Consider the following 19,888-nt stretch of genomic DNA (forward strand, 5'->3'; position numbering starts at 1 on the left):
AAAAGAGTGGCACACTTTCAAAACCTTTAAATACTCAAACAAAAACAAATAGATAATAAAAAACCTTAAGTCACTCTTAAAATCTTCACCGACAATAATCCAAACATATCATTAACAATCTCTAATGAGAATAGTGAATAAATTTACGCAGCTCACATTTCCTTACTTTTTATGCCTGATTTTGCAAAAAGTGCGACACATAATCACATTTCAAATTTATCGCACAGAGGAACTATTTTGATTGTAAAGGACAGTTTGGTTGCACAGAACAAGCCAAGATAATTGAGTAAAAATTTTGAACTCGAAAGGAATAATGGAATGATGGGAAAGGCGGATGTGAATAGCCGTCTCGTAAGACGGCTAAATAATGCTCACTATAAAAGTCCTGGAAATATGGCTTTAACACCAGTTACAGCGATTTCGATACCTAATGACATAAGTAACAGGCCCATGATACGGGTGACAACGTTGATCCCCGTTTGCCCTAAGTAACGAACCAATAAAGATGCAGAGCGGAACAACAGCCAGCAGCAAAAAGCGAACAAAATACTGGTTAACGCTAAACCAATAAAGTTCTGCCAGCCCGTCCATCGCGATGACCAGACAATGCACGAACTGATTGCACCGGGGCCAGCCATTAATGGAAGCGCTAACGGTACTACGCCAATACTATCGCGCACTGCAGTTTCTGTTTTTTCTTGTTTGTTCTGCTTGTCCTCACCAATTTTACCGCTGATCATCGATAACGCGATGGTGACAATCAGAATTCCCCCCGCGATACGGAATGAGTCAATTGAAATACCAAACAGCTGTAATATCGAATCCCCCACCAGCAACGATATACAAAGAATAATTGCGACTGATGAGTTGGCTATCGTATTGGTTCTATTGCGGCTCGCAACGGTCTGATAGTTTGTCATACTAATAAACACAGGCAGGATACCAACCGGGTTTACCAACGCAAATAGACCAATAAAAAATTTAATATAGCCTGATAAATCAAGTAATGTTGCGCTCACCCATTAATACCCTCATAAAATTCTTAAACAAGAAACGATTACCTGAACTAATTTTATCACTGAAATCGCTAAAATCCTTAGTTAAAGAACAATTTTGTGCATCTTAGTAGAATTATTTATTGCAGCTTATCTTAATGACCAAAAAAGGGGGATTTATTCGCCTCTTTTTAGCGATAAATTAATCATTTTTTTGCAAATCAATGAGCCCTGTAAAAACGGCATGCTGAATGGAGTCAGCTTGCATGTTTTGTGATTTAGATCACTTTATTAAATTCCCTTTTTGTTAATCTATTCTCAACTAATGAATGCGGTGATTAATCAGTTAATTTTTACTTTTTGAGCTATTTTTCTGAGATTTATAAGCCAATTAGCATGAGCGAAAAGCATTATTATTAAGTTTATCTATACTGTTGTTTTGGTTGCTTGTTTGGAATGGTCGTTTTGGATGTTCTAGTTACAACAGCTTTTTTTAGATACTTTGCTCATTGGCTTAAAAATTTTAACTTTATCAGGAGTAATCTATATGTCCGTAACAAACGTTACTGAACTCAATGAACTTGTTGCTCGTGTCAAAAAAGCTCAACGTGAATTTGCCAGCTTCTCTCAAGAGAAAGTGGATCGTATTTTCCGTGCCGCTGCCCTTGCTGCGGCTGATGCACGAATTCCATTAGCAAAACTCGCAGTTGAAGAATCAGGCATGGGGATTGTTGAAGATAAAGTGATTAAAAACCACTTCGCTTCTGAGTATATCTACAACGCATATAAAGATGAAAAAACCTGTGGTGTTCTGTCTGAGGACCCAACTTTTGGTACCATCACCATTGCTGAACCGATTGGTATTATCTGTGGTATCGTTCCAACCACTAACCCTACCTCGACTGCAATTTTTAAATCATTAATTAGCTTAAAAACTCGTAACGCAATTATTTTCTCTCCACATCCTCGCGCTAAAATTGCGACCAACCGTGCTGCTGAGATTGTATTGAATGCGGCCATTGAAGCTGGTGCACCAAAAGATATTATTGGTTGGATTGACTCCCCTTCTGTTGAGTTGTCCAATGCACTGATGCATCACCCTGACATTAACCTGATCTTAGCAACAGGTGGCCCAGGCATGGTGAAAGCGGCTTACAGTTCCGGTAAACCTGCGATTGGTGTTGGTGCGGGTAACACGCCAGTTGTTATCGATGAAACCGCAGATATCAAACGAGCCGTTGCCTCTATCTTAATGTCGAAAACATTTGATAACGGCGTGATTTGCGCATCTGAGCAATCTGTTGTGGTCGTTGATGCAGTTTATGATCAAGTCCGTGAGCGTTTCTCTACCCATGGTGGCTACCTGCTGCAAGGCAAAGAGCTCAAAGCGGTACAAAATATCATTTTGAAAGATGGCAACTTAAATGCGGCTATCGTGGGTCAACCTGCATTTAAAATTGCAGAAATGGCCGGTGTTGTCGTTCCTGAAACGACTAAGATCTTAATTGGTGAAGTCAAACTTGTTGATGAGTCAGAGCCATTCGCCCATGAAAAACTGTCCCCACTCTTAGCAATGTATCGCGCTAAAAACTTTGAAGATGCGGTAGAGAAAGCTGAGCAATTAGTGGAAATGGGCGGTATCGGTCACACATCTTGTCTCTATACTGACCAAGATAACCAGCATGACCGTGTCAGCTATTTTGGCGAAAAAATGAAAACGGCGCGTATTTTGATTAATACCCCTGCTTCTCAAGGCGGTATCGGTGACCTGTATAACTTTAAACTGGCACCATCTTTAACCTTGGGTTGTGGTTCTTGGGGTGGTAACTCCATCTCTGAAAACGTAGGACCAAAACATTTAATCAATAAGAAAACCGTGGCAAAAAGAGCTGAAAATATGTTGTGGCATAAACTTCCTAGTTCAATCTATTTCCGCCGTGGATGTCTTCCAATTGCTTTAGAAGAGATAGCCACTGATGGTGCAAAACGCGTCTTTATCGTGACCGATAGCTACTTATTTAATAATGGCTATGTTGATGAAATCGTCGATGTTCTGAAAAAGCACCATATTGAAACCGATGTTTTCTTTGAAGTCGAAGCTGACCCAACATTATCCGTTGTGCGTAAAGGTGCAGCGCAAATGCAAGCCTTCCAACCGGATGTGATCATTGCCTTAGGTGGTGGTTCCCCAATGGATGCCGCGAAAATCATGTGGGTGATGTACGAACATCCAGAAACACACTTTGAAGAATTAGCATTGCGCTTTATGGATATCCGTAAACGTATTCACAAGTTCCCGAAAATGGGTGTTAAAGCAAAACTAGTCGCTATCACTACCACCTCAGGTACAGGTTCAGAAGTGACACCATTTGCTGTTGTGACCGATGATAAAACGGGTCAAAAATACCCATTAGCGGACTACGCATTAACACCAAATATGGCGATTGTTGATGCTAACCTCGTGATGAATATGCCTAAATCCTTAACCGCATTTGGTGGTCTGGATGCAGTCACTCACGCATTAGAATCTTATGTTTCTGTTCTGGCAAATGAGTTCTCTGATGGCCAAGCCCTCAAGGCACTGACCCTGTTAAAAGATTATCTGCCAGCAAGCTACCATGAAGGGGCAAAAAACCCAGTAGCAAGAGAGCGAGTTCATAATGCGGCAACATTAGCAGGTATTGCTTTTGCTAACGCCTTCTTAGGGGTTTGTCACTCAATGGCGCATAAACTGGGATCTGAATTCCATATTCCACACGGTTTAGCAAACGCCCTATTGATTTGTAACGTAATTCGTTTCAACGCAAATGATAACCCAACTAAGCAAACAGCATTCAGCCAATACGACCGCCCTCAAGCACGTCGCCAATATGCTGAAATTGCAGACCACTTAGGCTTAACCAAAGCAGGTGACCGGACTGGTGCGAAAATTGAACGCTTACTGGCTTGGTTAGAAGAGATGAAAGCTGATTTAGGCATTCCTAAGTCTATCCGTGAAGCCGGTGTTGCCGAAGCGGACTTCTTAGCTCACTTAGATAAACTGTCTGAGGATGCATTTGATGACCAATGTACTGGTGCTAACCCACGTTACCCGCTGATTTCTGAAATTAAACAGCTGTTACTGGATTCTTACTACGGCCGTGAATTTACTGAACAAAGTGCAGAGCCAGCGGCCCCAAAAGCTGAAAAGAAAAGCAGCAAAAAATAGTTAACCCGCTGATGGCTTAGCCATTAATACATAAAAAAGGCTTCAAAAGATTTAGGGTCTCCCTAACGCTTTTGGAGCCTTTCTCGTTATTCAGTCATCACAATGTACCAACTGACTGAGAAAGCGCCTTTTTATTTCAGCTGGGAGCCATTACATCAACAAAACCACAGCACAATGAGCTGATGCAATTTACTGTGACACGTTCACTGTTATTAAAAATTTATTGCTGCTGTGAAAAATAGCCGCCCTATTTATATGGCTTTTAATATTCTTTCAAGCAACAGTATTTCTGTAGGTAGAAACGGCGCTAGAGGGAGACTTGGTCTAATCTAGATATTACAACGACTGTCCCCCACCAATAGCATGCTGGGGGTTTCAGACCGTTTTAGCCGTATTTGAATAATACTGAAACAGTGAAATGCTAAATTTTATTTAGCCTACTGTTTCGAGCGGATTTGCATTTTTGATTATAAATAATGTGCCAAAGTGTGAAATTAAACTGATATAAAAGGAAAGCCCCATGTTAAAAACATGAGGCTCATCAAATTTTATTCAATCCGTTTTTATTCTATGAACGCTGAAATTTTATCTGTGATGCATCCCTTTTTAGAACTAACGAAATGAGTATTTTATTAATTTATTTACTTTATTTGATAAAAACATCTTAATAATCTGATATTCCTATTTGTAAACTATATGACGCATTAATCTTAATTAATGCTTATTTGAAGTTAAACGGTATTTTTTCAATTGCACCACTATTCATTAATTGAGCTTGTTTGATGGCGTCTGAGTAATGCTTTCGGCAAACTGAGATATACTTTTCATTCCCACCGATATCCACTTGAGCCCCTTCATATACAGGGATGCCATCACCACCAATCCGTAAAACTTTATTTGCCTTACGTCCACAGTAACAGACGGTTTTTAACTCAACGAGTTTATCTGCCCATGCTAATAAATACTGGCTTCCTGCAAACAATTCTCCAGAAAAATCCGTTCGCAAGCCATAACAAAGTACTGGAATGTCTAAATTATCGACAACATCACATAATTGCTCTACTTGCTGTTTTGTTAGAAATTGGCATTCATCAATAAGTACGCAATGTACTTTTTGAGCATCATTCTCATTTTTGATAATTTCTGCCATATCCGTTATAGGCGAAAATAATAACGCATCCGCAGATAAACCTATCCGCGAAGATACCTTACCCTGACTGAAGCGGTTATCGATTTCAGCAGTAAAAATCAACGTACGCATTCCACGTTCGTGATAGTTATAAGAAGATTGTAATAATGAAGTCGATTTACCCGCGTTCATCGCAGAATAATAGAAATATAGCTGTGCCATTGGGCGGTTCCCTAAAAAATAATATTCGCGAATACTTTAGCATAAAGGTTTTTTAAGATTAACTTAAACCTATGTAGATAAGTAAGTGTATGAATTTTCATCCATCACTATGTTAAATTAGTTCCTTTAGATCACACATCATCTGTGTTACAGACAATTAATCTCAAACTGATATTAACTTTATCTGGTATAGCCATTGGCACATATTGCTAAATTGGTTCTATCAAAAAAAGAAAATTTCCGTTAAAAACATCCATTGATACATCGCAAACAAAAGGTAATGGTTATCACTAGGCTATTTATATAAAATTTAGTGACACTTTCTAATTACCTTTTTTCATTAGTACCGTTATTGATAATAGAGCAATTTATAGCAATGAAAATTTTTATAATTCTTTTGTAAAAAAATTGCATTCGTTAAAGATAACTTTTAAACTACCAAAGTAATTTAGCTATTGCAGAATTTAAAATAGCACTCTATTATTACTGTACACATGCCAACATATAAAATTGAGACCAGGAAAATGAGCGAATCATTAAAAGCATTAAATAACATCCGTACGCTTCGTGCTCAAGCACGAGAAGTCACTTTAGAATCTTTAGAAGAAATGCTGGAAAAATTAACTGTCGTTGTTGACGAACGTCGTGAAGAAGAAAGCCAAGCTCGCGCTGAAGTTGAAGAACGTAATCGCAAACTGGAAAAAGTTCGCGAAATGATTTTAGAACAAGGCGTAGATTTAAATGACCTTCTGCAAACTATGGATTCTGGTAAAAGCACCAGCACTCGCGCTAAACGTGCTGCTCGCCCAGCAAAATATAAATATGTTGATGAGAACGGCGAAACTAAAACTTGGACAGGCCAAGGTCGTACTCCAGCAGTAATTAAAGTTGCAATCGAAGAACAAGGCAAATCTTTAGACGATTTCTTAATCTAATATTGATAACCCTTCAAATTCTAAACACCCTTTTTATAAGGGTGTTTTTATTTATAGCCCCTTATTATCATCCCCTCAGCCCCGCCACCTTCATCTATTTCAAATCAAAAAGAATGCTACAAAATAAAATATACGTTAAAGTAAAGTTACGTAATTTAATCAAATGATATTCTTTAAGTTCCCTCTAGACACTCTACACTAATTATTTTACGCGCCGTACGGGTTATATCTATTTATATTATATGACTGACATTTAATGACACTTAAAATCTGAGTACTCCTTTTTACATATTCCCATAAACAATACCCATAAAAAAAGCCAGCCATAAAGGCTAGCTTTTATCTGTACAACAAAGATTAGTATTTTAATTAGATTTCGATGCTGAATCTAAATTAGCAGCTAACTCTTTAATCCACGCGGAAAAATCATTTCCTAGTGTATCGTGTTGCATGCCATATTCTACAAAGGCTTTCATGTAACCTAATTTATTTCCACAGTCATGGCTTTTACCACATAAGTGGTACGCTTCAACCGGTTCCTTATTTTCCATCATTAAAGCGATAGCATCCGTTAATTGGATTTCATCGCCAGCACCCGGTGCTGTTTTCGCTAATGCATCCCAAATCTTTTCGGATAATACATAACGTCCTACGATAGATAAATTGGATGGTGCTTCATCACGCTTTGGTTTCTCAACCATACGGGAAATGGGTTTACTATCGCCTGGATGTAAAGTCACACCGTTGCAATCCACAATTCCGTAGTTAGAAACATCGTCTTCCGGTACTGGCTCAACTAAAATTTGGCTAGCCCCAGTAGTTTCATAGTGTTCTAACATCTCTTTAAGGTTGAATTTCGTTAAATCGGTGCTGTAACGGTCTAAAATAACATCAGGAAGGATCACGGCAAAAGGCTCATCACCAACTAGTGGCTTAGCACACAGAATGGCATGACCTAAACCTTTTGCAATGCCTTGACGTGTTTGCATGATAGTCACATGACTTGGGCAAATGGATTTAACTTCATCCAATAATTGACGCTTAACTCGCGCTTCTAAAATAGCTTCAAGTTCAAAGCTAGTATCAAAATGGTTTTCAATAGAATTTTTAGATGAATGTGTCACTAGTACAATTTCATTAATCCCTGCGGCAATACACTCATTAACCACATACTGGATTAAAGGCTTATCAACAACTGGTAGCATCTCTTTAGGAATGGCTTTCGTCGCTGGAAGCATACGTGTTCCTAAACCTGCTACTGGGATTACCGCTTTACGCACCTTGCGTTTGATCATCTCGAGAACTCCAAAAATTTAATAAGCACCGTTTATATCTTAAATAAACTATACTGGCGCGTTTTTAGTGCGCGCCAGTATATCAGGATTCATTATTGAATAAATAGAGATAGGCTCGTTTAAGATAAATAGAACCTAGATTCATTAAGTAAATGTATTATTTCTGAGCATCGGAATTAAACATTAACTTAATTTTCTGATTAGAATTATGAATAAGACACTTCCAATTCTCACCTTGAAAATCTAATCGATTTGAATGATATGTTTTTAGCGTCCCTAATGGGACATTGCGCGCGAGATGGTAATGATGATGCTCCGTCGTAATATTGGCTTCCAGCCCTGCACTCGCCAAAATCACATTTTTAGATTTAGTATTAAAGTAACCCAGTAGCAATGGAAACTGACCAGAAAAGCCAGAATCTTCCAGTAAGTGATTTATTTGATTAATAATATTATCAATTTGAGGTAACTTTTTATCTCGGTTGTTCACCGCACTCTTCAACAAATCATTAAACACAACACGAATTAAAAAAGCCGCCATCACACCTTCTTGCGGTGAGCGTTCAATATCAATGCAATAAAATCCAATTTGCTCTTCAGATATTGCGGCGATGTCCAACAGCAGGCCAAAACGATTCGCTTCATTTAATTGCCTATAGTTTATCTTATAGCCATTTATAACCTGCGCCACGGGAGGCTGTAATTGTTTCAAAATGGCTAACATATCCAACTTGTCATTACTCAAAATACTCGAAATATTTTGGATTTCATTTTCAATGAGTGTTTCAGAGTCATATTGTTCAGGATACAGTGCTGCATGAATTGTCATTTTCACTTCATCAAGATTTTTTATTGGCTTTAATAATGCATCTTTCGCACCAAGACGAAACATTCTATCTAATTGCGTGAAGTCTGTGGTTGCCGAAATAACAATCACAGGGACATTAATATTGCGATCCACCAGCTCTGCCATAAATGATTCACCATTCATGACGGGCATATTGAGGTCACAAAGAATGACATCGGGAATCACCTTTTTTTGTGTGATAAGGTCAAGTGCAAGCGCACCGTTGTCCGCGATGTAGACTTCTGTTTCTAAACTTTCGAGGTATTCACGAAGAATAGTACAAAAAATTTTTTCATCTTCAACTATGAGTATTTTTCTATTTTTCATATCATACCTACCACGACAACCCTGGTTTCATAAGTAATATATTCTGACGACATAGTCATATTGTAAAATCATTAACGACTATATTTTTTAAGTATAGTTATTTTATCGAGAAAAGAATGAGCCAATCTTTAAAAAATAATTGTAGCTGCGGTCATCCTCTGCCGTTTGACCAATGCTGCTCTCCGCTGTTACTTGGGCAGGCTATTGCTGAAACCCCAGAGCAATTAATGCGTTCACGATACAGCGCTTATGTCCATCACAATGCAGATTACCTCATCAAAACATGGCATCCAGATTGCCAAGCACAAGAGTGGCGTGAAGCTATCTTAGATAGCTTTGAACAAACTGAATGGCTGGGACTGCGTGTCATTAGTTCTTCTCATGCTAAAAATTCTGATGAAGCTTATGTCGAATTTTCGGCTTGCTTTATTGATGAAAAAGCTGATCATAAACAGCTTATTCACGAACGTTCCCGTTTTCTACGCATTGATACACAGTGGTATTACATTGACGGAATAACACCAAAAGTTGGGCGCAATGATGATTGCCCATGCGGCTCAGGAAAAAAATTTAAGAAGTGCTGCGATAGTTATTAATTCTCTGTTTATCAATTCGTATATTCATTGCACAAATTACGATGAGCCTAAATTATTGGGCTTTAGTCAGTTAAGGATTAGACAGTTCCATGCAACACAAAAATGTACAGAAAAAAATTCTCAGAACCATTTGTCCTGATGCAAAAGGATTGATCGCTAAAATCACCAATATTTGCTACAAACACCAACTGAACATTATCCAAAACAATGAGTTTGTTGATCACCGTACTGGTCGTTTCTTCATGAGAACGGAACTGGAAGGGATTTTTAACGATGAAACCTTACTGGCAGATTTAGATGATGCATTACCGGAAGGATCTAAGCGCGAATTAAACTCTGCTGGACGTCGCCGCATTGTTATTATGGTCACAAAAGAAGCGCACTGCCTTGGTGACCTTCTGATGAAAAGCGCTTACGATGGGTTAGATGTCGATATTGCAGCTGTTATAGGCAATCACGATACGTTGAAAAATCTTGTCGAGCAATTTGGTATTCCATTCCACCATATTAGCCATGAAGGGTTAACGCGCGAACAGCACGATGAGAAACTCACTGCACAGATTGATCAATATCAGCCTGATTACGTTGTCCTTGCAAAATATATGCGAGTGCTAACCCCTGCTTTCGTTCAGCACTACCCTAATCAAATTATTAATATTCACCATTCATTCTTACCAGCATTCATCGGCGCACGTCCTTATCACCAAGCCTATGAGCGTGGCGTTAAGATCATTGGAGCAACCGCTCACTTTGTGAATGATAGTTTAGATGAAGGCCCAATCATTACGCAAAACGTTATCAATGTGGACCACACATTTACTGCAGATGATATGATGCGTGCCGGTCGAGACGTTGAAAAGAACGTACTGAGCCACGCTTTATATTGGGTATTAGCACAGCGCGTCTTTGTTTATGGAAATCGAACAATTATTTTATAACAGAGCACATCAGTTATTAATTGTAGTAATTTGTTGATTTATCATGCGTTAAGATTAAAAAATCAGCATTCAGACATTTTTTTTCAATTAATACTTTACAGGGGCGCGTCATTTGATATGATGCCGCCCGCTGTGAACGATTACAGCAATTCAAAATCTGGTGGGATACCCAAGCGGCCAAAGGGAGCAGACTGTAAATCTGCCGTCACAGACTTCGAAGGTTCGAATCCTTCTCCCACCACCATCTAAGCAGTCTCTTTTCCAAGTTTATCAACGACTCCAATAAATCGATTTAACACACTTGAATGTGATTTTGATTTATAAATATAGCAATCACTTTTATCCAAAATTCCATTTAATGAGATATAGATCAGCGACCTATCAATCAGTTCGTCCTCAGGGTAGTGATCAATAATCCCGATAAAATCACCATCTTGAATGAAACTTTGACAACATCCAATATTGTCCATCTGTCGTATACTGGATTTACTCTCTACGGTTTCAACTTTAGCGAGCAAGTCACTCATTAGTGAGCTTTTATAAAATGAAGGGTCACATAGCCAAGTACTTTGCTGTAGCAATACGACAACATCATGATTAAATTTCTCATATAACTCTTTTCTGCAATAAATACCTAAAGGGGCATTCTCTATTTTTTTTTGTAATGAAAACCTTTCACTGACGACTAATTCAGAACTTAAAATTAAAGTATTTCCATCATAATCGACAATTTCATCTACCTCATCATAGTTAAATCTTAATATATTAACCTGTACATTATTTTTGTGTGCTGCTTGATATAAATTAATTAAATGATTTTCCTTTCCCCAGTCATAATAAATATTGGCTTCATTGACGATATAACCAGAGAAATGTTTTTTTGTTATTTCTTTCTCCTGCAAGTAAAGATCTCTAAGATCGTTATAAAGTTCTTGGCCATCCTTAGTTAATGTCATTCCAAATTTTTCTCGTTTAAAAAGCCGTTTACCCAAACTCGTTTCAAAGTCTTTTATGGATTTTGCGATGGGGGGTGTCGTGCGGTTCATCACCCTTGCAGCCTTGCTTAGCGAGCCATTCTCAACAACTGCCATAAACGCCTCTAATTTTCTTGAAAAGAACATATCTATGACCCCATTCTATTTATTGAAATGTAAACCAACATGATTATTTTAAATAACAGCATATTGATTAACCCATAATCTTCCACATCAAATAAAATTCTAATAAATTTTTTCATTTGATGGTTAACAATATTTCATAAAAGTATTTTTATAATTTCCAACATAGCAAAGCAATATATTATATTGTTTCATTTGATTATTTTTTATTGCCCCACCATTAAATCACATTAAAATATAAATAACCAACTGACTTTAAATGAAGTTTTTAGTAGTTAATTATAAAACTAACAAACATTTTTTAATTAACAGTCATAGATATATTATTATTAAGAATTAAAGTTCCCTAATAAATTATGGGCAATTATATAAACAAAAAATATTTAATAGTTACACTATTGTTAGCTTCTGATAGAATCCCTTCAGTCATGTTCAAAGCAATGGGTGATAAGTAACCATGAAATTTATTTCGTTCAACATTAATGGTCTAAGAGCACGTCCTCATCAACTGGAAGCAATTATTGAGAAACACCAACCTGAAGTCATTGGGTTACAAGAAACAAAAGTCCACGATGATATGTTCCCTTACGAGGAAGTCAGTAAATTAGGCTACCATGTTTATTTTCACGGTCAAAAAGCCCACTATGGTGTAGCATTACTCCTGAAAAATGAACCTCTTGCCGTTAGAAAAGGGTTTCCAACGGATGATGATGAAGCTCAGCGTCGTATCATCATGGCTGATATTCAAACCAGCGAAGGGGTCCTGACAGTCATCAATGGTTACTTCCCTCAAGGGGAAAGCCGTGACCACCCAACCAAATTCCCAGCAAAAGAAAAATTCTATCGTGATCTGCAAGATTACGTAACATCAACGCAAACCGCAGATTCACAATTGCTGATTATGGGCGATATGAACATCAGCCATACGGATTTAGACATTGGCATTGGTGAAGTTAACCGTAAACGTTGGTTGAAAACAGGAAAATGCTCATTCTTACCTGAAGAGCGTGAATGGCTGGATAAACTACTGAGCTGGGGGCTTGTAGATACCTATCGTGAGCAGCATCCAGATACCACTGATTGCTATTCATGGTTTGATTACCGCTCCAAAGGCTTTGACGATAATCGAGGTCTGCGTATTGACCTTCTGCTGGCCTCTAAGAAACTCGCCAGCCGTTGTAGCGCAACAGGTATTGATTACGACATCCGTGGCATGGAAAAACCGTCTGACCACGCACCTGTTTGGGCTGAGTTCGATCTGACTAAGTAATCCTTAGCCTCTCTTTATAGGATCTTTATAGGGCATAATCATATGCCCTATACTTTATCTCCCTATCCCCCCTTCCTACATCCGCCCTTGGCGCACACTAAACTCAATCAGTGAATTGAATAACGGCTGTTGGCCTGTAGGTAATACAGATTGTAGCGTCGCGTCTCTTTTTTGTTTATCAAACAGCGATTCAATTAACCATCCCACCAAATACAGTGCCGATAAACAACCGCCTGCCGTTGCGACACGGCCATCACACACTAAAGGTTGATTTACCGGCTCCACTGATAATGTTTTCAGCGCAGCCATCGCTTCAGGATGCGTGGATGCTTGACGTTTAGGTAGCAGGCCTAACGCATTGAGAATAAATGCCCCAGCACAAATAGAGCCGATATATTGACGAGATGGGTCTAAATTAATAGACGATAAAAAACTCGGTTCAGCCAAAGCTAAAGGAACGCCCTCTTTACCGCTACAAAACAAAACCGCATCCGCTTGGCTCGCCTCAGTCAGAGACCCCTGTGGGGTAATCTCTAATCCATGGGCAGAGCGTAATGTTGGTGCATTTCCCAAAATACGTACACGCCAATCCCGCCGATTGCGCCCCAAAATATCCCACATCAGAAACAGATCAATATCCGTAAACTGGTCAAATGCAATAATGGCGATTTCTTTCATGATTTATACCTTTATTATTCCCCAAAAAATAATTAGGCTTTAAAGATAACAATTACCCTACCACCATACACAGCCTGTATTGAGCAAGAAAATAGAATGAAGAAATTAACCCGTGAAAGCTGGATCAAGATGGGATTTGACGTACTAGACAGTGAAGGGTACACGCAATTTTCTATCGAGCGTATTGCCCGCAAATTGAATGTCACACGCGGCTCTTTTTACCACCATTTTAAAGGGCGAGAAGCGTTTATCCGCGCCCTACTAACCTGCTGGGAAACTGAATATACCGAGAATATGCTCAACTATGCCAGTAAAGGCGAAAGTCTTGATGATATTTTGAGTCACTATCTAGATATCGCCGCCAATAAGAAACCCGACCGGGAAATTGCTATCCGCGCATGGGCACTCAACGATAAAATCGTGGCAGAATATCAGCAACGCATAGATGATACACGCTTGGCTTTTGTGGTAAACAAGCTAAAAAGTCGTTTTATTCCTGATGGTTATGCCCAAACACTCGGAAATCTCATCCACTTATGTTTGATTGGCGGACAAATGAGCGGTCAGCGTCATCAACCTCAAGAATTCAACCAATTACTGCTTAGTGTTCTCAAGTTTAGAAATCCACTTCGCTTATTCTGACGATGATGATTTTTTCCCTTTACCCGCACTCGCTTTTTTCGCGCCCTTCTTTGCCCCTTTGTTACTGGCAACGGGTGGCAATTCACGAAACGCGCGCAAGTTTGTATATTGACGAGCTTGCTGAATTAAGTTGATTAATGTCTGGCTCAACGGCTGCATAAAATCATCGTAGCGCGTCTGTTTTTCGCTGATCTGTGTTAGCTTTGATTCCCACTGCGCCGTCATGTCGGGTAACGTCGCCATATCCGGTAAAACGTGGATCAGTGCACGTCCTGCTGGTGAGGCGTGAATATAGCGCCCTTTTTTAAACAGAAATTGACGCTTAAACAATAGGTCAATGATCCCCGCTCGCGTCGCTTCTGTGCCTAAACCATCCGTTTCACGCAATACTTTTTTTAATGCTTTATCCTGCACAAAACGGGCAATTCCCGTCATCGCAGACAGCAGCGTTGCATCGGTAAATGGGCGAGGAGGTTGAGTTTGCCGTTCGACCACTTCCCCTTTTTCACATAAAAGCTCATCGCCTTTTTTCACGATAGGCAATGGCATACCGTCGTTTTCTGCGTCACGCTCTTTCCCGCCTAACACGACTCGCCATCCCGCTTCCGCTAGAAAACGCGCTTTGGCATTAAATTTACCGTTTTCAATGTCTAAATCGATGGTGCATTTGCGGTAAACCGCATCAGCCATAAATTGAATAATGTATTGACGAGCAATTAACTGGTACACATTGCTTTCATTTTCAGTTAAACGCACGGCGGCTGTTTTAGCGGTCGGAATGATGGCATGGTGGGCATCCACTTTTTTATCATCCCAACACCGGTTCTTCTTATCCAGTTCAGGTAATTCAAATTCTGTTAATGCAGGTTGGTGTACCGAAATCGCATTTAATACTGCATGACGCCCTGCAAAGTGCTCATCCGGCAGGTAACGACTATCCGAACGCGGGTAAGTGATAAGCTTATGGGTTTCATACAGTTTCTGGCAAATATCCAGCACCTCTTGGGCACTTAAAGCGTATTTTTTGGCGGCTTCAATCTGCAAGGCGGATAATGAAAATGGCAATGGCGCAATTTCAGTTTCCTGCTTGTCTTGATATTGTGTGACAATCGCAGGCTTCCCTTCAATACGGGCGAGCACATGTTCCGCTAATGGGCGATGGATTAAACGTCCTTCTTCATCTTGAAAATCAATGCAAGATTCACTTGGCTGCCAAATTGCCACAAAGCGCTCATCTTTTGGCGTGACAATATGCGCTTTAACTTCAAAAAAGTCTTTTGGTACAAAGTGTTCTATCTCTTCATCGCGCCTAACCACCAATCCCAATACAGGAGTTTGTACGCGCCCAACAGAGAGAACCCCTTGGTAACCGCCCCGTTGCCCTAATAAGGTATAGGCGCGGGTCATATTGATGCCATACAGCCAATCTGCACGAGCGCGGGCTAATGCAGAAACACATAACGGAATAAATTCACGGTTTTCACGTAAACGGTCAATCGCTCGCTCAACAGCTTGGGGATTCAAATCGTTGATTAAACAGCGCTTCACGCTTTTGCGTTTTTCGGGATCAAGCTTGAAGTAATCCAGCACCTCATCCACCAGCAATTGCCCCTCTCTATCTGGGTCTCCTGCGTGGACGACGACGCTGGCTTGCTTAAGGAGTGTGTCGATTGTATTTAATTGTTTGGTTACTGAGGAACGAGGCTTCAATAGCCATTTTTCAGGAATGATTGGCAAATCTTGCAAATTCCAACGGGCATAACGCGGATCATAAGAATCCGGTTCAGCCTGTTCTAAAAGATGCCCAATGCACCACGTAACCATCTGGTCATCGCCACATTGAATAAAACCATCCCCTTTACGATGAGGTTTTGGCAGTACATCCGCAATGGCCCGTGCAAGACTGGGCTTTTCCGCAATAAACAAACGCATAGATTAATCGATCACTTCAATTAAAGGCACATTGTCTTGTGCTGGTAATAAGGTACCGACAGACTGTAACAAAACACCTTGCTGCTGTGCAATCTCTTTAATTTTAACCACTTCCGATGGTTTAATCGCGATTAAAAGCCCGCCTGAAGTTTGTGGATCACACAATAATTTGCGCTGCAGGTCGCTCATTGGTCCAATTAAGTGACCGTAGCTATCGAAGTTGCGTTGAGTTCCACCTGGTACGCAACCCGCTTCAATGTATTTTTCGACATCAGCAAGCTTTGGTACCTTACTAAAGGAAATCTGAGCACGAACACCAGAGCCTTCGCAGATCTCACTTAAATGTCCCAGAAGGCCAAAGCCCGTTACGTCCGTCATTGCCGTTACGCCTTCTAAAGGCGCAACAACCGCGCCGAACTTGTTCATTTGACACATAGTTTCCGCAGCAAGATGCGCATGTTCTGGTGCTAATACGCCTTTTTTCTCCGCCGTGGTCAACACGCCAATACCCAGAGGTTTGGTTAGAAACAGTTCGCAATCTGCGCTCGCAGCACTGTTTTTCTTCACATAATCCGTGTTCACGACACCAGTCACCGCTAAACCAAAGATAGGCTCCGGTGAATCGATAGAGTGACCACCTGCCAGTGAGATTCCTGCATCCGCACAAGCAGCGCGTCCACCTTCAATCACTTCGCGAGCCACTTCTGGTGGCAATTTAGCAATCGGCCAGCCGAGGATTGCAATCGCCATAATTGGCTTACCGCCCATCGCAAAAATATCGCTGATGGCGTTTGTTGCAGCAATACGCCCGAATTCAAATGGGTTATCCACGATAGGCATAAAGAAGTCCGTGGTACTGATAATACCGATGCCATTGCCTAAATCATAAACTGCGGCATCATCTTTGGTTTCATTGCCCACTAATAAATGAGGATCATTAAATTTAGCTTGTTCAGTATGTAAAATTTGCTCTAACACTTTTGGTGCGATTTTGCATCCGCAGCCAGCACCGTGGCTATATTGGGTCAATCTAATTTTCTCTGTCATTGTCTGTCTCTTTAGAAATTTGCTATCTATTTAGAAATAGGACACAAAGCCTGTCATATCAGGTTGTTGAGCTTTTGCAGGTGCTTTTAATTCTGGGGTACCTAAATAAAGGAAACCAACGATATGGTCATTTTCTTCACAACCTAAACCGTCACGCACGATAGCGTCTTCCGTCCATGAACCTGAACGCCAAATACCGCCAAAACCTTGTGCTAAAGCGGCCATTTGCATCGCTTGTACGGTACAGCTTGCGGCAACAATTTGTTCCCACTGTGGCACTTTGGGATGATCTTTCACTTTCGCAATCACAGTAATGATGAGCGGCGCACGAAATGGTGCATTACGCGCTTTTTCTTCAACTTCTGCACCTAACTTGCCTTCTACCGCTGCTTTTTCAAGTAGTTGGCTAAAGCGAGCGATGCCATCTCCTTGCATGACAACAAAGTGCCATGGCTTCAATGCTCCGTGGTCTGGCGCTCTCATTCCTGCTGTAAGAATATTGTCGAGTTGTTCGCCTTGCGGCGCTGGAGTGGTTAAGCGTGAAGCTGAACGACGGTTCAACAAAAGGGTTAATGCATCCATATTGATCTCCGATTAAGAGTAAGCTGATGTAGTGCTCAGCAAAATAGAAATACCATCGGGCTATTGTACAACGCTCACAATGGTTTTGTTATGAATAATCCTGTATTACATTATTTGGTATCTGTCATCGTTTGATACTGTATAGGATTAAATCTATTGATTAATCTATCTATTAATCATCTGTCAAATAGATGATATTCTAAATCATTCGCGCGTCATCTTATGCCGCCAACCTGATTGATATCCTCACACTGGAGAAAAAATGCGACAACTCTGGGATATTTTCGCCACCGTTTTTAAGTTTAGCTGGCGAGTCATTAATTTCATTCGACAATTTGTTTTCAATGCAATTTTCTTCGTGTTGCTATTTTTAGTGATCGGTTCTTATTCTCTCTTGCAATCTGACAGCAAGCCAGAAAAAAACTATTTTGGTGCACTGGTTGTTGATCTACAAGGTATTGTTGTTGACCAAGTCTCTTCCCCGGATCCTTTCGGACGCATGAGCCGCGAATTGCTGGGTACCTCCAATAACTTAATGCAGGAAAACTCGCTATTCGATATCGTCGATACCATTCGTACCGCCGCTGACGATGACCGCATTACAGGTCTAATACTACGTTTAGATAATCTGGTTGGTGCAGATCAACCCTCCATGGCATACATTGGTAAAGCAATTGAAGAGTTTAAAGCCTCTGGGAAATCAGTCTATGCAATGGGCGATAGCTATACACAAGCGCAATATTATTTAGCTAGCTTTGCGGATGAAATTTATCTCGCACCACATGGTGCCGTCGGGATTTACGGTTTCTCAACGGATACCCTGTATTACAAATCTTTATTAGAAAAACTCAAGGTAAGCACCCATATTTTCCGCGTTGGTACCTACAAATCTGCGGTTGAACCAATGATGCGCGATAATATGTCACCTGAAGCCCGTGAAGCTAACCTGCTTTGGTTAAATACCTTATGGGATAATTATTTAGGATCTATCGCGGAAAATCGCCAATCTAAAGCTGAGCAAATCTTCCCGGGAGCGGATAAGCTCATTACACAACTTCGCGTAGTCAAAGGTGATACGGCACAATATGCTTTACAGCAAAAATTAGTGGATAAGATTTATACCCGCGAACAAGCCGAAAATGTGTTCTCTAATCAGTTTGGTTGGAATAAAGAAGACAAAACATTCAATGGCATTAGCATCTATGACTACTCCACTAACATTGCCGATACAAGCAACAGCGACGGTAATATTGCGGTTATCGTAGTGCAAGGTGCCATCATGGATGGCCCTCAAACTCCCGGTATTGCAGGTGGCGAAACCCTCGCAGCTCAAATCCGTGATGCGCGTTTAAATGAAAACATTAAAGCCATCGTATTACGTGTTAATAGCCCTGGGGGAAGTGTCAGCGCTTCTGACCTGATCCGCAGTGAATTAGCCGCAGCCCGCGCCGCGAAGAAACCTGTCGTCGTATCAATGGGGGGCATGGCCGCATCAGGCGGTTACTGGATCTCAACGCCAGCCGACTACATCATTGCGAGTCCAAGCACCTTAACCGGCTCTATCGGTATTTTCGGTGTGATCAATACCTTTGAAAGCTCATTAGAATCCATCGGCGTTTATACTGACGGTGTTTCGACTTCCCCATTAGCGGGCGTTTCTGTCACTAAAGGGATCAGCCCACAATTTTCCGATATGATGCAAATCACCATCGAAAATGGCTACCAAACCTTTATTGGTTTAGTCGCTCAATCTCGCCATAAAACACCGGAAGAAATCGATAAGATTGCTCAAGGTCGTGTTTGGATTGGTAAGGATGCCATGAAGATTGGTTTAGTCGATGAACTCGGTGATTTCGATGATGCAGTTGCAAAAGCCGCCGAATTAGCGAAAGTAAAATCTGTCGAGCTGGATTGGATGCAACCGGAACTGTCCTTTATGGATCAGTTGATCCTTGAACTGACAAGTAACGTTCAAGTCATGATGCCTGATGCATTGCAAACATTCCTACCACCAGCGGTCGCTACTGATATTCGCCGCCAAGCTCAGTTTTTCTTAAAAATGAACGATCCACAAAATCGTTACGCATTTTGCTTAAACTGCGCGGAAATTAACTAATTATTCATTTC

Annotated in this window: 16 protein-coding genes and 1 tRNA gene; 8 read left to right on the forward strand and 9 right to left on the reverse strand. The window is 40.5% G+C overall.

The window, feature by feature from the left end; genetic code table 11:
• Positions 1-374: 374 nt before the first annotated feature.
• Positions 375-1,019: a YchE family NAAT transporter gene (locus LDO73_RS09520; protein ID WP_224057677.1), complete on the reverse strand. Its 645-nt coding sequence runs from the start codon at positions 1,017-1,019 to the stop codon at positions 375-377.
• Positions 1,020-1,542: 523 nt separating this feature from the next.
• Between LDO73_RS09520 and adhE the strand changes: the two genes are divergently transcribed.
• Positions 1,543-4,203: a bifunctional acetaldehyde-CoA/alcohol dehydrogenase gene (gene adhE, locus LDO73_RS09525; protein ID WP_154603722.1), complete on the forward strand. Its 2,661-nt coding sequence runs from the start codon at positions 1,543-1,545 to the stop codon at positions 4,201-4,203.
• A gap of 721 nt (positions 4,204-4,924) precedes the next feature.
• Here adhE and LDO73_RS09530 read toward each other — a convergent pair.
• Positions 4,925-5,554, reverse strand: a complete 630-nt coding sequence (locus LDO73_RS09530; protein WP_224057678.1) for a thymidine kinase — start codon at positions 5,552-5,554, stop codon at positions 4,925-4,927.
• 524 nt (positions 5,555-6,078) lie between these two features.
• On the opposite strand from LDO73_RS09530, the gene hns reads away from it, so the two are divergent.
• A complete protein-coding gene (gene hns, locus LDO73_RS09535; RefSeq protein WP_006661675.1) occupies positions 6,079-6,489 on the forward strand; it encodes a histone-like nucleoid-structuring protein H-NS in 411 nt (136 codons plus the stop codon).
• Positions 6,490-6,854: 365 nt separating this feature from the next.
• On the opposite strand, the gene galU is transcribed toward hns, so the two are convergent.
• A complete protein-coding gene (gene galU, locus LDO73_RS09540) occupies positions 6,855-7,784 on the reverse strand; it encodes a UTP--glucose-1-phosphate uridylyltransferase GalU (RefSeq protein ID WP_224057679.1) in 930 nt (309 codons plus the stop codon).
• 157 nt (positions 7,785-7,941) lie between these two features.
• A complete protein-coding gene (gene rssB / locus LDO73_RS09545; RefSeq protein WP_224057680.1) occupies positions 7,942-8,958 on the reverse strand; it encodes a two-component system response regulator RssB in 1,017 nt (338 codons plus the stop codon).
• A gap of 116 nt (positions 8,959-9,074) precedes the next feature.
• Here rssB and LDO73_RS09550 point away from each other — a divergent pair, with 116 nt between their 5' ends.
• The 3 genes from LDO73_RS09550 (at position 9,075) to LDO73_RS09560 (ending at position 10,736) form a co-directional block, all read left to right on the forward strand.
• The gene (locus LDO73_RS09550; protein ID WP_224057681.1) at positions 9,075-9,554 is read left to right on the forward strand and encodes a YchJ family protein; all 480 of its coding nucleotides are present in this window, start codon (positions 9,075-9,077) and stop codon (positions 9,552-9,554) included.
• Between the two features lie 89 nt (positions 9,555-9,643).
• Positions 9,644-10,492 (forward strand): formyltetrahydrofolate deformylase, encoded by an 849-nt coding sequence (gene purU / locus LDO73_RS09555; protein WP_224057682.1) that lies wholly within the window; start codon positions 9,644-9,646, stop codon positions 10,490-10,492.
• 159 nt (positions 10,493-10,651) lie between these two features.
• Positions 10,652-10,736, forward strand: a tRNA-Tyr gene (locus tag LDO73_RS09560).
• 1 nt (position 10,737) lies between these two features.
• On the opposite strand, the gene LDO73_RS09565 is transcribed toward LDO73_RS09560, so the two are convergent.
• The gene (locus LDO73_RS09565) at positions 10,738-11,613 is read right to left on the reverse strand and encodes a LysR family transcriptional regulator (protein WP_224057683.1); all 876 of its coding nucleotides are present in this window, start codon (positions 11,611-11,613) and stop codon (positions 10,738-10,740) included.
• Between the two features lie 454 nt (positions 11,614-12,067).
• Between LDO73_RS09565 and xthA the strand changes: the two genes are divergently transcribed.
• On the forward strand, positions 12,068-12,880 hold the full coding sequence (gene xthA, locus LDO73_RS09570) for an exodeoxyribonuclease III (protein ID WP_224057684.1): 813 nt from the start codon (positions 12,068-12,070) through the stop codon (positions 12,878-12,880).
• Between the two features lie 75 nt (positions 12,881-12,955).
• Here the strand turns inward: xthA and LDO73_RS09575 are convergent, their stop codons facing one another.
• Positions 12,956-13,558 carry a DJ-1/PfpI family protein gene (locus tag LDO73_RS09575; RefSeq protein ID WP_224057685.1) on the reverse strand — a complete coding sequence of 201 codons (603 nt, stop codon included), beginning with the start codon at positions 13,556-13,558 and terminating at the stop codon, positions 12,956-12,958.
• Positions 13,559-13,654: 96 nt separating this feature from the next.
• On the opposite strand from LDO73_RS09575, the gene LDO73_RS18145 reads away from it, so the two are divergent.
• Positions 13,655-14,200: a TetR/AcrR family transcriptional regulator gene (locus tag LDO73_RS18145; protein WP_224057686.1), complete on the forward strand. Its 546-nt coding sequence runs from the start codon at positions 13,655-13,657 to the stop codon at positions 14,198-14,200.
• Here LDO73_RS18145 and LDO73_RS09585 read toward each other — a convergent pair.
• Genes LDO73_RS09585 through LDO73_RS09595 form a run of 3 tightly spaced genes read right to left on the reverse strand, consistent with a single transcriptional unit; the run spans position 14,192 to position 17,761 of the window.
• Positions 14,192-16,132: a DNA topoisomerase III gene (locus tag LDO73_RS09585; protein WP_224057687.1), complete on the reverse strand. Its 1,941-nt coding sequence runs from the start codon at positions 16,130-16,132 to the stop codon at positions 14,192-14,194. The genes LDO73_RS18145 and LDO73_RS09585 overlap by 9 nt on opposite strands.
• Before the next feature lie 3 nt (positions 16,133-16,135).
• Entirely contained in the window at positions 16,136-17,179 is a 1,044-nt protein-coding gene (selD, locus tag LDO73_RS09590; RefSeq protein WP_224057688.1) for a selenide, water dikinase SelD, read from the reverse strand.
• Between the two features lie 30 nt (positions 17,180-17,209).
• Entirely contained in the window at positions 17,210-17,761 is a 552-nt protein-coding gene (locus LDO73_RS09595) for an NAD(P)H nitroreductase (RefSeq protein ID WP_224057689.1), read from the reverse strand.
• A gap of 262 nt (positions 17,762-18,023) precedes the next feature.
• On the opposite strand from LDO73_RS09595, the gene sppA reads away from it, so the two are divergent.
• The gene (sppA, locus tag LDO73_RS09600) at positions 18,024-19,877 is read left to right on the forward strand and encodes a signal peptide peptidase SppA (RefSeq protein WP_224057690.1); all 1,854 of its coding nucleotides are present in this window, start codon (positions 18,024-18,026) and stop codon (positions 19,875-19,877) included.
• Positions 19,878-19,888 lie beyond the last annotated feature (11 nt).

The sequence above is a fragment of the Providencia alcalifaciens genome, assembly GCF_915403165.1.
Lineage (GTDB): Bacteria > Pseudomonadota > Gammaproteobacteria > Enterobacterales > Enterobacteriaceae > Providencia > Providencia alcalifaciens_C.